Source organism: Propionivibrio sp. (assembly GCF_029255185.1).
Lineage (GTDB): Bacteria > Pseudomonadota > Gammaproteobacteria > Burkholderiales > Rhodocyclaceae > Propionivibrio.
In genome coordinates this window covers 15,043-28,354 of record NZ_JAPUVO010000056.1, presented here as the reverse complement: position 1 = coordinate 28,354, position 13,312 = coordinate 15,043, and the positions used below count along the sequence as shown (strand labels likewise).

The 13,312-nt window shown below is 52.2% G+C and carries 12 protein-coding genes and 1 pseudogene; 12 read left to right on the top strand and 1 reads right to left on the bottom strand.

Annotated features, from left to right (window positions below):
* A pseudogene (locus Q1J43_RS01860) lies at positions 1-127 on the top strand (ISAs1 family transposase); the annotation flags it as partial.
* On the opposite strand, the gene Q1J43_RS01855 reads toward Q1J43_RS01860, so the two are convergent.
* Positions 113-1,876 (bottom strand): Ig-like domain-containing protein, encoded by a 1,764-nt coding sequence (locus Q1J43_RS01855; protein ID WP_301100610.1) that lies wholly within the window; start codon positions 1,874-1,876, stop codon positions 113-115. The pseudogene Q1J43_RS01860 and the gene Q1J43_RS01855 overlap by 15 nt on opposite strands.
* Before the next feature lie 337 nt (positions 1,877-2,213).
* Here Q1J43_RS01855 and Q1J43_RS01850 point away from each other — a divergent pair, with 337 nt between their 5' ends.
* Genes Q1J43_RS01850 through Q1J43_RS01800 form a run of 11 tightly spaced genes read left to right on the top strand, consistent with a single transcriptional unit; the run spans position 2,214 to position 13,311 of the window.
* Positions 2,214-4,787 (top strand): tetratricopeptide repeat protein, encoded by a 2,574-nt coding sequence (locus Q1J43_RS01850; RefSeq protein WP_301100609.1) that lies wholly within the window; start codon positions 2,214-2,216, stop codon positions 4,785-4,787.
* Between the two features lie 12 nt (positions 4,788-4,799).
* The gene (gene rfbF / locus Q1J43_RS01845) at positions 4,800-5,570 is read left to right on the top strand and encodes a glucose-1-phosphate cytidylyltransferase (protein ID WP_301100608.1); all 771 of its coding nucleotides are present in this window, start codon (positions 4,800-4,802) and stop codon (positions 5,568-5,570) included.
* A complete protein-coding gene (gene rfbG, locus Q1J43_RS01840; protein WP_301100607.1) occupies positions 5,534-6,646 on the top strand; it encodes a CDP-glucose 4,6-dehydratase in 1,113 nt (370 codons plus the stop codon). Before rfbF ends, rfbG begins: the two co-directional genes overlap by 37 nt.
* Complete coding sequence (locus Q1J43_RS01835) at positions 6,643-7,203, top strand: dTDP-4-dehydrorhamnose 3,5-epimerase family protein (protein ID WP_301100605.1); 561 nt, start codon at positions 6,643-6,645, stop codon at positions 7,201-7,203. Before rfbG ends, Q1J43_RS01835 begins: the two co-directional genes overlap by 4 nt.
* On the top strand, positions 7,200-8,426 hold the full coding sequence (locus Q1J43_RS01830; protein ID WP_301100603.1) for a class I SAM-dependent methyltransferase: 1,227 nt from the start codon (positions 7,200-7,202) through the stop codon (positions 8,424-8,426). Before Q1J43_RS01835 ends, Q1J43_RS01830 begins: the two co-directional genes overlap by 4 nt.
* Positions 8,378-10,222 carry an HAD family hydrolase gene (locus tag Q1J43_RS01825; protein WP_301100602.1) on the top strand — a complete coding sequence of 615 codons (1,845 nt, stop codon included), beginning with the start codon at positions 8,378-8,380 and terminating at the stop codon, positions 10,220-10,222. Before Q1J43_RS01830 ends, Q1J43_RS01825 begins: the two co-directional genes overlap by 49 nt.
* The gene (locus Q1J43_RS01820) at positions 10,222-10,464 is read left to right on the top strand and encodes an acyl carrier protein (protein ID WP_301100601.1); all 243 of its coding nucleotides are present in this window, start codon (positions 10,222-10,224) and stop codon (positions 10,462-10,464) included. Before Q1J43_RS01825 ends, Q1J43_RS01820 begins: the two co-directional genes overlap by 1 nt.
* Before the next feature lie 3 nt (positions 10,465-10,467).
* On the top strand, positions 10,468-10,884 hold the full coding sequence (locus Q1J43_RS01815) for a MaoC/PaaZ C-terminal domain-containing protein (protein ID WP_301100600.1): 417 nt from the start codon (positions 10,468-10,470) through the stop codon (positions 10,882-10,884).
* On the top strand, positions 10,877-11,605 hold the full coding sequence (locus Q1J43_RS01810; protein WP_301100599.1) for an SDR family oxidoreductase: 729 nt from the start codon (positions 10,877-10,879) through the stop codon (positions 11,603-11,605). Before Q1J43_RS01815 ends, Q1J43_RS01810 begins: the two co-directional genes overlap by 8 nt.
* 17 nt (positions 11,606-11,622) lie before the next feature.
* A complete protein-coding gene (locus tag Q1J43_RS01805) occupies positions 11,623-12,129 on the top strand; it encodes a DapH/DapD/GlmU-related protein (protein ID WP_301100598.1) in 507 nt (168 codons plus the stop codon).
* A gap of 6 nt (positions 12,130-12,135) precedes the next feature.
* Positions 12,136-13,311 (top strand): class I SAM-dependent methyltransferase, encoded by a 1,176-nt coding sequence (locus Q1J43_RS01800; RefSeq protein ID WP_301100597.1) that lies wholly within the window; start codon positions 12,136-12,138, stop codon positions 13,309-13,311.
* Position 13,312: the final 1 nt, after the last annotated feature.

Genomic DNA, 13,312 nt, shown 5'->3' with positions numbered 1-13,312 from the left:
TCGCCTCGTCCTCAATCTTTTCCGCCTCGACACCTCCAAGAAAAAAGGGGGTGTCTATACTCGTCGCATTCTCGCCGCTTCTTCCGATGCTTATCGCGCCAGTCTCCTCGGGTTAAAGGGAATTTGATGCAATTGCCCTGGCGGTGAGGGTGTAGGTGCCGGTCGGTGGGCTCGCCCAGGCTATGCTGTAGGGGCTGGTGGTGTCGGTTCCGATTAGGGTGCCGTTGGCATAGAACTCGACTTGGGTGATCGGGGTGTTGACTTCGATGCCGTTGGCGTTGGCCGAGACGGTGAGGCTCACTGGGGTGAGGTATTTTGAATTGTTGGCTGGGGCGGTGAGGCTGACGGTTGGCGGGATGTTGGTGTCGGTAATTGTGATGCTGCGGGCAATGCTGGTGCCGACGGCGCCGCCGCTGTCGGTGGCTCGGGCGGTAATGCTGTGCGTGCCGACCGTGGCCGTCGTCCAGGCATAGGTATAGGGGCTGGTGGTCAGTGTGGCCAGTACCGTGCTGCCGTCGAGGAACTCGACCTGGCTGATCGGGGTATTGGCTTCGACGCCGCTGGCGCTGGCGGTGAGCGTCACCGTGGCCGGTGTCAGGTATTTGGCATTGTTGGCCGGGGTGCCCAGAGTCACGGTTGGCGGGGTGTCGCTGGCGGTGATCGTCACCGTGTTGGCAGTGCTGGTGGTAACGCCGCCGGAGCTATCGGTGGCTTTGGCGGTGATTGTGTAGGTGCCGGTCGGCGGACTCGCCCAACTGATGCTGTAGGGGCTGGTGGTGTCGGTTCCGATCAAGGTGCCGTTGGCATAGAACTCGACTTGGGTGATCGGGGTGTTGGCTTCGATGCCGTTGGCGTTGGCCGAGATAGTGAGGCTGGCTGGGGTGAGGTATTTTGAGTTGTTGGCCGGGGCGGTGAGGGCCACTGTCGGCGGGGTGTTGGTGTCGGTAATCGTGATGCTTCGGGCAATGCTGGTGCCGACTGCACCACCGCTGTCGGTGGCCCGGGCGGTGAGGCTGTGGGTACCAACTGTGGCCGTCGTCCAGGCAAAGGTGTAGGGGCTGGTCGTAAGCGTTGCGATGACCGTGCTGCCATCGAGGAACTCGACCTGGCTAATCGGCGTATTGGCTTCGACACCACTGGCGCTGGCGGTGAGCGTCACCGTGGCCGGGGCCAGGTATTTGGCATTGTTGGCCGGGGTGCTCAGGGTCACGGTTGGCGGGGTGTCGCTGGCGGTGATCGTTACCGTGCTGGCGCTGCTTGTGGTAACGCCACCGGTGCTATCGGTGGCTTTGGCGGTGATTGTGTAGGTGCCGGTCGGTGGACTCGCCCAACTGATGCTGTAGGGGCTGGTGGTGTCGGTTCCGATTAGGGTGCCGTTGGCATAGAACTCGACCTGGGTGATCGGGGTGTTGGCTTCGACGCCGTTGGCATTAGCCGAGACGGTGAGGCTGGCTGGGGTGAGGTATTTGCTGTTGTTGGCCGGGGCGGTGAGGGCCACGGTTGGCGGAATGTTGGTGTCGGTAATTGTGATGCTGCGGGCGGTGCTAGTCGCCATGGCGCCCTTGCTGTCGGTGGCGATCGCCGTGAGCACGTAGCTGCCGGCTGGCGCGTTGGTCCAGGCGACGCTGTAGGGTGCCCGAGTATCGGTGCCGATGAGCAGTTCGTTGGCGTAGAAGGCTACCTGGGTGATCGTGGCGCCGGCCTCGGCAGTGGCGTTGGCGCTGACATTGACGGTGGCCGGAGCCAGGTACTTGCTCGTGTTGGCCGGGGCGTTCAGGCTGACCGTTGGGGCGGCAACGGCGAGCAGGCTGGTGAGACTGAGCAGGAGGCCGGCGAACAGGGGATTGGCGAATTTGCGCAGTGCGGTGCTGTTCATTGTCCCGGTCCTCATTGAACCGACATAGCGTTCGACAGATCGGCACGCACGCGAAAAATCGTTGCCATCCAGATACCCAAGCCCATCTTTGCCTCTCTGCGGGGTGAATTGCTTGGCACGGATTCTTGCCAAGCTTTTACGGTGGATGAAACCTCAACCCGGTTCAACTCTTCTTTCTATTTCTCCACGGGTTGATTCTTGATTCCAAGGTCGGTGATCTTATCGGTCCTTTTTGGGTAAGGCAAGGATGAACTGACACGATTGCTGTGCTTATTGCTTTGTTGAATGGTTTTACATTGATACACTTCGCGACTGTTCCCCGACTGCCCGCTCAGCCATGTCCGCTACCGATCCTCAAACCCTGCCGCTTGACGTTGCGCTGCAACAGGCGGTCGCCTATCATCAAGGCGGACGACTGGCCGAGGCGGAAGAACTTTATCGAGCAGTTCTTGCAGTCGAGCCGAATCAACAGGACGCCAACCACAATCTGGGTGTATTGGCCTGCCAGCTTGGGCAGCATTTGGCCGGGTTGCCTTATCTGAAAACCGCATTGGCCGTCAATCCGGCCCAAGGGCTGTACGCGCTGTCATATGCCGAAGCGCTACTGCTTACGGGCGAGGTCAAGGAGGCGCTGAACATAATCCAGGCCGCCATGCAGCGCGGACTCAATACACCGGCGGCCCAATCCCTGCGGCAAAGGGCCGAATCAGCGTCGAGGATTGCGCAAAAAAGCGTTGTGAAAAAGGGGAGCCCCACGAAATCATTGCCGCAAGCTGAATGTGATCAGCTTGCTGCTCTGTTCAAGACGGGGCGCCACGCCGAACTGGAAAGCCGTTCCCGGTTATTGCTTGAACAGTATCCCGAGTCCGGGCTCGTCTGGAAGATGTTGTGGGCTGCTCTTCATCTACAGGGTAATGAAGCGTTGTACGCTCTGAAAAATGCTGCAAGGTTTTCGCCAGACGATGCCGGAGTGCACAATAATTTGGGGGTTGCCTGGCGTGACCTCGGGCAGCTTGATGACGCTGTGGCGAGCTTCCGGCAGGCGCTGGCGATCAAACCGGATTACGTCGAGGCGCACTACAATCTGGGCAATGCCTTACGCGAACTTGGACAGCTCGATGACGCCGTGGCGCGTTTTCGGCGGGTGCTTAAGATTAAACCGGATTACGTCGAGGCGCACAACAACATTGGGGTTGCCCTGCAAGACCTCGGGCAATTTGATGGCGCTGCGGCGAGCTTGCGTCAGGCACTGGCAATCAAACCGGATTACGCAGAGGCACACTACAACCTGGGTAATGCACTGCGCGAACTTGGACAACTTGATCACGCCATGGCGAGCTTCCAGCGGGCGCTGGAAATTGACCCCGATTATGCCGAGGCTTGCAGCAACCTGGGTGTTACCCTGAAATGCCAGGGGCAACTCGATGACGCCGTCGTGAGCTTGCGGCGGGCGCTGGAGATTAAACCCAATTACGCCGAGGCGCACAATAACCTGGGTAATGCTTTGCGTGACCTCGGGCAACTTGATCGAGCCATGGCGAGCTTCCAGCGGGCGCTGGAGATTAAACCCGATTTTGCCGAGGCACGCTTCAATCTGGGCGTGGTCTGGCAAGATCGAGGAGAACTCGATGATGCCTTGGCGAGCTATCGGCGTGCCTTAGAGATCAAACCGGATTATGTCGATGCACACAGCAATCTGCTGTTTACTCTGAACTATCACCCGGACACGAGCGGCGAAGAAATTTTTGCTGCGTATCGTGAGTACGATGAACGATTTGCTTTGCCGCAGCGGGAAAAATGGCGGACCCACAGCAACGACCGGGACGCCAATCGCCGCCTTAAGGTGGGTTATGTTTCGCCGGACTTCCGTGAGCATTCGTGCCGATACTTTCTGGAGCCACTGTTGGCTCACCACGACAAGAGCATCGTGGATGTCCATGCTTACGCCGAACTGTCCGATGAAGATGCCGTAACAGCAAGGTATCAGGGCTATGTGGATCACTGGGTGCCGACGCGGGGCATGTCTGACGACGCTGTGGCCGAGCGAATTCGTGCCGATGGCATCGATATTCTGGTGGATCTTGCCGGCCACACCGCTAAGAACCGCTTGCAGGTGTTTGCCCGCAAACCTGCGCCGGTGTCCGTGTCGTGGCTGGGTTACGGCTACACGACTGGCCTTAGCGCAATAGACTATTACCTGACCGACGAAGCCACCGTACCGACAGGCAGTGAACGATTGTTCTCGGAAACCCCCTGGCGCCTGGCGACCCCGAGCTACGCTTACCGACCAGCGGAAGGCATGGGTCTGGTCAGTCCCTTGCCAGCCATTGAGCGCGGCTATGTCACCTTCGGTACGCTGACCCGTTCGGTGCGAATCCACCACCGCACGATCCGGGTATGGTCGGAGATATTGAAACGAGTTGAGGGCGCGCGGCTGGTGATCGATAGCGGTAGTTTTCGCAATGTCGCCATGCAAGAGGCATTGGCAGAGAAATTTTCCGCCCACGGAATTGGCCCGGAGCGCTTGGCGATTGGTTACCACAGCCCACCGTGGGATGTGCTGCGCGGCATCGACATCGGCCTGGACTGCTTTCCCCACAATTCAGGAACCACCTTGATTGAAACCCTGTACATGGGTGTGCCCTTTGTGACCCTGGCAGGGCGCCCTAGTGTCGGGCGACTGGGAAGCTCTATCCTGAATGCAGCAGGGCATGCGGAATGGATTGCATCCTCAGAAGACGAATATGTCGAGATCGTCGTCGCCATGGCGACAGATCTGCCCAAGCTCGCCACTTGGCGCGATGGGCTGCGGAAAGAAATGGAATCAGCCCCTTTGATGGATGAGACGGGATTCGCCCGCAAGGTAGAGGCGGCTTACCGTGGGATGTGGGCACGCTGGTGTGAAGGATAAGGTGATGAACTCATGAAAGCAGTTATCCTGGCAGGCGGATTGGGTACGCGTATTTCCGAAGAAACCCACCTTAAACCCAAACCGATGATTGAAATCGGAGGTATGCCCATTCTGTGGCATATCCTGAAAATGTATTCAGCCCATGGCATCAATGAGTTCGTTATTTGCTGCGGCTACAAGGGCTACATGATCAAGGAATATTTCGCCAACTATTTTTTGCATATGTCCGACGTAACCTTCGATATGGCAGAAAATCGCATGGAGGTGCATGAACGCAAGGCAGAACCCTGGCGCGTGACGTTGGTGGATACGGGTGAAGACACAATGACCGGAGGACGCTTAAAACGCGTGGCCGACCACCTGAAAGACGAAGAAGCCTTCTGTTTCACCTATGGCGATGGCGTGGCGGACGTCGATTTCGCGGCGTCCATCGCCTTCCACAAGGCGCATGGAAAACTGGCTACGGTAACGGCGGTACAGCCGCCAGGCCGCTACGGCGCGCTCCAATTGGATGGCCTGCGTGTCGCGGGATTTACTGAAAAGCCGCGCGGCGAGGGTGGCCTTATCAACGGCGGTTTCTTTGTGTTATCTCCCAGAGTGTTATCGATGATTGCCGATGATGCAACAGCGTGGGAAGCGACTCCACTGGAATGTTTAGCGAATCAAGGGCAACTTATGGCCTTCGAACACACCGGCTTCTGGCAGCCGATGGACACCTTGCGCGAAAAAAATATGCTGGAAGAGTTGTGGCGTTCTGGCCAGGCGCCGTGGAAGGTGTGGTGATGACCCTCGACGCTGATTTCTGGTGCGGGAAACGTGTTCTTCTTACCGGGCATACCGGCTTCAAAGGTGGCTGGCTGGCGCTGTGGCTAAAAAAACTGGGGGCTTTTGTTACTGGCATCGCTTTGCCCCCGAATACGACGCCGAACCTGTTTGACCTCGCTGGCGTAGCTGAAGGCATGAGCAGTCACTATTGCGACATTCGCGATGCACCGGCATTGGCCGCCGTTGTACGTGCAGCGTGTCCCGAGATTGTTTTTCATCTGGCTGCCCAGCCGCTGGTGCGCGCCAGTTACCGGGATCCGCTGGGAACGTTTTCCAGCAACGTGATGGGCACCGCACATGTGCTCGACGCTTTGCACAAACTCGACGGCGTGCGGGTGGCGGTGATGGTGACGACCGACAAGGTGTACCGTAACCTGGAATACCCGCACCCCTATCGTGAAGATGATGCTCTGGGTGGGCACGACCCTTACAGCGCCAGCAAGGCAGCCAGCGAGATTGTTATCAGCAGCTACCGTGACGCCTTCTTGTCCAAGGCTGGAGTGGCGGTGGCTAGCGCGCGAGCCGGCAACGTTATTGGTGGTGGCGACTGGTCGCCGGATCGCCTGATTCCAGACGCTGTTCGAGCGTGGCAATCTGGCGACCCCCTGGAGATTCGTTGCCCGCAGGCGACCCGCCCTTGGCAGTTCGTTCTGGAGCCACTTGCCGGTTATCTTGTCCTTGCGCAGAAGCTTTGGGAGCATCCCGGATTAGCCGGCGCCTATAACTTCGGCCCACAAACCGATGCGGAGGTGACGGTGCGCGAGCTTGCGGAGCTTGCGTGCGCAGCTTACGGTAGCGGCGGCCTGATCTTCGGTGACGCGAGCTGTGGCCTGCACGAAGCCGACTGGCTGGCGCTGGATACGGTCAAGGTGCAGGTAGCGTTGGGGTTCGCGCCGAAATTGGCGTTGGCTGAAACGGTAAGCCGTACTATGGCCTGGTATCGGGCGCAACAGGAAGGCGCTGGCGCGCGAGGTTTATGCGAGGCGGAAATTGCCGCGTATGAGGCATTGAAATTGAGGGCGGTGACGACTTGAAACGTTTCAGAGTCACAAACTTGCCACTGGCCGGCCTGAAACTCGTCGAACGCCAACGACTGGGTGACAATCGCGGTTCTTTGTCACGGCTCTTCTGCAGGGATGAGTTGGTCGCTGCGGGTTGGGTAAAGCCGGTTGCCCAAATCAACCACGCCGTTACTGCCATGCGGGGCACGGTGCGGGGCATGCACTTTCAGCGCCCGCCGCACGATGAAATGAAGCTGGTGAGCTGTCTCCGGGGAGAGGTGTGGGATGTGGCGGTTGATGTGCGAGCGCACTCACCAACCTTTTTGCACTGGCACGCAGAACACCTGTCAGCGGAGAATGGCCGCGCGCTTTTGATTCCTGAGGGATTTGCCCATGGCTTGCAGTCACTGACAGACGATGTGGAGTTGCTGTATTGCCACTCCGAAGCCTATGACACGTCTTCTGAACGGGGGCTGAATCCACAGGACGAGAGGCTTGCCATCACCTGGCCGTTGCCAATTACCGAACTTTCCGCCAGGGATGCGGCGTACCGGCTGATCACGATTGAATTTGAAGGAGTAGGTCTTTGAAGTGCCGCCATTGCGCCAGCGAATTGCGCCTGCCGTTTCTGGATCTGGGCAGCGCACCGCCGTCGAATGCCTATCTGACCAGGGATCGCCTGCACGCTCCGGAAACGTGCTTCCCGCTGCGTTTGATGGTTTGTGAATCCTGCTGGCTGGTGCAAACCGAGGACTATGCCGGTCGGGAAGCGCTTTTCACCGGGGATTACGCCTACTTCAGCTCGTTTTCGACCTCCTGGCTGACCCATGCTCAGCGCTATGTGCAGGCGATGAGCGAGCGTTTCGGCCTGAATATGAGCAGCCGCGTGGTCGAGATTGCCGCCAATGATGGCTACCTGCTGCAATACGTGCAGGCTGCTGGAATTCCCTGCTACGGCGTCGAACCTACCGCGAGCACGGCGGCGGCAGCACGAGCCAAGGGCTTGGCTATTGTCGAGCGTTTTTTTTGCTCGGAAGTCGCTGACCAGCTTGCCGCTGACGGCCAGCAAGCTGACCTCATCGTTGCCAATAACGTGTTGGCCCATGTCCCGGATATCAACGATTTTGTGGGCGGCTTTTATCGACTACTCAAGCCACGGGGCGTGGCGACCTTCGAGTTTCCGCATCTGCTGCGCATGGTGCAGGAAAAGCAGTTTGATACCGCCTACCACGAGCATTACTCGTATCTATCCCTGACTACCGTTGAACACATCTTTGCACGCAACGGCCTGACCGTATTTGACGTGGAAGAACTGCCGACGCATGGTGGTAGCCTGCGAATCTATGGTCAACGCAGCGATAGCGGCCAACAGGAGGTTTCGCCTGACGTGGCGAGGGTGCGCAAGGTCGAAGCGCAAGCGGCAATGAATACTACGGCCTTCTACAGTGGCTTTCAGGCCATGGCGGAAAGAGTCAAGAATGATTTTGTAGCCTTTCTGATCGACGCCAAGCGCCAAGGCTTGAAAGTGGGAGCCTACGGGGCGGCGGCAAAAGGCAGTACCCTGCTAAATTACGCTGGCATTCGCCCTGACCTGATTGCGTTCGTGATAGATCGGAACCCGGCGAAGCAGGGTAAATTCATGCCCGGTAGCCATATTGGCATCGTGGAGGAGGCGCAGCTAACACTAACAAAGCCGGATTATGTGGTGATCCTGCCGTGGAATCTTAAGGCTGAAATAAGCTTGCAGTTAGACTATGTAAAAGCATGGGGCGGGCAGATGGTGACGGCCATACCCAATTTGCATGTTCATTGATGGACTTTGACAGCATGCTAGATCCATTTAGCCACCCGTTGAATATTGATTATCTTCTACGCAAGAAGAAATCAATCCGAAAAGATTTATTGAGTCACCGGCAGGCCGAAGAAAAGCGAATAGCCATACTCGGTGGCTCCACAACATCCGAAGTCAAAGACATGCTTGAGATTTTCCTACTCAATAGCGGAATCAAGCCGGAATTCTATGAGTCAGCGTATAACCACTACTACGAAGACGCCATTTTTCACAATGATGAATTGGATAAATTTAAACCGGATTTAATTTACATCCATACATCAGCGGTTAATATTTCAGATTTTCCACGTTTTGAAGATAGCGCCGACGCTATTGATTCTTTGCTTACAAGTCAAATTGAGAAATTCAAAACTATTTGGGATAGGATCGAAACAGGTCATTCCTGCCCGGTAATTCAAAATAATTTTGAACAGCCCTATTGTCGTGGATTAGGAAACTACGATGGATATGCCCTGCACGGGAGAAGTCGTTTCATTTCCGAGCTCAATATTCGATTTGGCGAAGAGGCACGGCTGCGCGCCAATCTTCACCTCAACGATATAAATTACCTATCAGCATGGGTCGGCCTGCAGCGTTGGTACGACAAAACGCAGTGGTATTCATATAAATATGCCATGAGTATCTCAGCTATTCCTTTTCTCGCTGACAGCGTGGTATCCATCATTAATGCGATTTTTGGCAAAACAAAGAAATGTCTTGTGCTTGATCTGGACAACACGCTGTGGGGTGGAGTTATTGGCGATGATGGGCTGGAGGGCATACAGATCGGTAATGAAACCGCACAGTCCGAGGCCTATACCGAGTTTCAGAAATACGTTAAAACGCTCAAAAGCAGGGGAGTGATTCTTGCCGCCTGCTCAAAAAATGATGAGGAGAGTGCACGCCAAGGATTTTCACATCCAGACAGCATCCTGTCCGTTGATGATTTTTCGGTTTTTAAAGCCAACTGGTCGCCAAAGCATCAAAATATTCTTAGTATTTCAAAGTCACTCAACATTGGTATGGATAGCCTTGTTTTCGTCGATGACAACCCCGCAGAGCGAGATATTGTGAGAAATAACGAGCCACAAGTGACCGTTCCGGAGATGGGGAATAGCGTCGCGGACTATATCGGAATTCTTGACAGAAGCGGCTTGTTTGAGGTGATTTCCTTGTCGACAGAAGACGCTCGGCGTAGCGCGTTCTATTCGGATAATCAGACTAGAGAGAGCTTTCGGACCCGTTTTGAAAGTTATGATTCATATCTTCGCTCTCTGGAAATGAAAGCGGATATTAACAAAATTACCCCGCTATATTTAGATCGCGTTACTCAGCTAACAAACAAGACCAATCAATTTAACGTCACCACTCGCCGCTACACAGTACTTGAAATGGAAAAAGTTGCCAGAGATGACGGCTGTCTCACGCTCTATGGTCGTCTCCACGACAAATTTGGCGATAATGGCCTCGTTTCCGTCATGGCTGGAACCATTAGAGGCGAGGTGCTTGATATAGATCTCTGGCTCATGAGTTGCCGCGTCCTTAAACGAGGGATGGAGCTGGCAATGTTTGATCAATTTGTTTTATTGGCACAGGAAAAGAGGGTAAAAGTCATCTATGGTTATTACTATCCGACGAGTAAAAACAAAATTGTCAGCCAGTTGTTTTCTGAAATTGGGTTTGACCAGGTTTCGGGTTCAGAAGGTAAAAATACCGTCTGGAAACTGGATATCTCACTGGGCTGGATCAATAAAAATTCAGTAATCGAGGTTAATTGATGACAAAAGAAGAGATTTGTCGACGTTTAACAGAAATATTCAGGGATGTTTTCGATAGTGATTTAATTGAACTGTCACGAGAGACTGTGGCTGCCGATATTGAAGAATGGGACTCGCTTAATCACATCAGGCTGATTGTTGTTATTGAGAAAGAATTTCTAATACATTTGAAATTGGAAGAATTGAAAACACTTAAAAACGTTGGAGACATGTTGGATCTGATTGAAAGAAAGATTTCGTAGATTATGAACGAGTATCGTTTTCAAGATCTTTCGCCGGGCCTGAGTTGTTCATTTGGCGTGAATGTGACTGACTCAATGATGGATCAGTTCAGGTTGTTATCGGGCGATGATAATCCGCTCCATTCAGACGCTGGCTTTGCCCAATCACGTGGTTATCGTGACCGGGTTGTTTATGGAATGTTAACGGCTTCTTTTTACTCAACACTGGTTGGCATCTACCTGCCAGGTCGCTATGCCTTGCTGCAAGGGGTCGACGCCTCATTTACGGCCCCGGTGTTCCCAGGGGACAATCTCACTGTGTTTGGAGAAATCTCGTCAGTCCACCATGAGTTAAGACAAATTGAAATACGCGCCCATATAAAAAATCAACTAGGGATCAAAGTTTCACGTGCAAAAATAAGGTCGGGAAGCAGTGAATAAAAAATATGTGTTGATTCTCGGAGCATCATCATCAATCGGCTGTGAACTTATCCGTCAGCTATCTGATGAAGAGACGATTATTCTTGCCCATTATTATTCGGAGAAGGAGCGTTTGGAGGATTTGCAGGTAGATTCGAAAGGGCGTCTTGTACTAATTCAGGCGGATCTGTCCCATGAACCGGGTATTGAATCATTAATTGAACTTGTTACAAAAGAATGTAGATGCCCAAATAAAATTGTTTTTCTAGCCGCTCCAAGATTGTATTTGACTCGCTTTAAGGATTTGACTCGCGAGGACTTCAAACGACAAATAGACATGCCGTTGAATACCGCATTTTCTATTTTGAACAGGTATCTGCCGGAGATGGCCTCTGACAAATATGGAAAAATTGTATTCATGCTGAGCAGTTATACCCTGGGTAAGCCACCCTCGGCTATGGCGCATTATGTGACTGCCAAATATGCTCTTCTCGGTCTGATGAAAGCACTGGCCTGCGAATATGCAGGGAAAAATATTTGTATCAATGCCGTTTCCCCTTCGATGATTGAAACTGACTTTCTTTCGGATATTCCTGAGAAAATAGTTGAGCTAACGGCGCAACAACATCCTCGAAAACGCAATGGACAGCCCGCTGATGTTGCCCCCGTCATTAAATTCCTGCTTTCGGATGATGCCAGTTATTTAACCGGCGTGAATATTCCCGTTACCGGCGGGATCTAGCTAAGGGGCTTGATTAAGTGCTTATTATTTCACAGACAGCCAGGATATCGCGACTGGCTGATATCGAAGATTCGACAAAGGGCTCTAAAATAGTAATTGAAGACGGAGTTATTATCGATTCATTTGTAAAGATAAAACCTGCTGGCGGGATTGGGGACTTGATTATTGGATCGAATACAGTAATCAACCCTGGTGTTGTAATTTATACCGGCAACGGGATATCAATAGGAAAAAACTGCTTGATTGCTGCAAACTGTGTATTTTCTCCAACATCCCACGAATTCAGATCTCGCGATCAATTAATCATGGAGCAAGGATTTGTCTCTCCATCGCCGCTATTTGTTGGGAAGACCGGCATCGTGATTGAAGATGATGTCTGGATTGGCGCCAATTGTGTAATCCTTGAAGGTGCCTATATTCAAACAGGGGCAGTGATAAGTGCTGGCTCCATTGTGAAAGGGAAACTGGATCAGTACGGGATATATTCAGGAATTCCGTCAGAACTCTATGGCTACAGAAAATAAAAGTTCATGAGAAATATTGGCGAATGTTCAGTCTGTGGATTTAGTTTGTGCAAAGTTTATGAGTCTTCATCTGATATTAGCATTACCTCTCTGGGAGCCTTGTTGCCAGGCAAGACAGTAGTATTCTTATGCAAAGCTTGTAGCCATTTGCAGACTTCATTATTATTTGAAGCCGGGAAATATTATAATTCAAACTATAAAATCAATTCCGCTGATATCGACGATGATGACCTTTACGGAGTTGAAAATAACTATCCTGTTTATAGGTCAATGCATCAGGCGCGAGTTTTTGTTGAAAAAATGGCCGGAAGTGGCATAAAAAATATACTGGATTACGGATGCGGAAAAGCGCTTACTGCAAAACAGGCATTGCTACTTAATCCTGAACTTGATTTTTATCTGTATGATGTTTCTCGTGACTACGAAGATTTTTGGAAAAGTTATTGTAGCAGTGAGAAGTACGCTTTTTTTGATACACCAATCGGCTGGGGTAATTTTTTTGATTGCGTTACTTCATTTTTTTCCCTAGAGCATGTTATTTATCCACTGGATTGCCTGCTTAAGATCAGGAATCTTTTAAATAGCGGAGGATTTTTATATGCAGTTGTACCGAATATTTATTCGGCTAATCGTTCCGACCTGCTAGTGGCTGATCATTTGCACCATTATTCTCCAACGTCGATGAAGCTTGCTTTGGAATCATGTGCTTTTAAATTGATCGAAGTTGACCACAATTCTCACCAGCAGGCGTCGGTTTATATCGCAAAGGCTGTTTCGGATGCCAAAAATACAGATATTGATGTAAGTGAAGTAAAACCATCCGTTATTGAAGTAGAAAAAATCGTCGAATATTGGAAAAGTGTTGAAGCCAGACTGAACGAATTCGAAGTGCGAGCAATTAAATCAGGCGTGAATAGAATTTTTATTTTTGGAGCCGGAATTATTGGAGTTTATTTTTTTACAAAATTTGTCAAAAAAGATTTGATTTCCGGGTTTATCGACTCCAATATACATAAGCAAAAGAAATTCTATTGTGGGTTGCCGGTGTTTTCTCCTGACTCGATCGATATAAAAAGTGCCGATGCTTTGCTAGTTGGCATGAATTCTGGGGTCGGCAAGAATGTTATAAACGCTATGCGAAATTTTGATGCAATTAAAAACAATACCTTTTTTGTGGATTAAT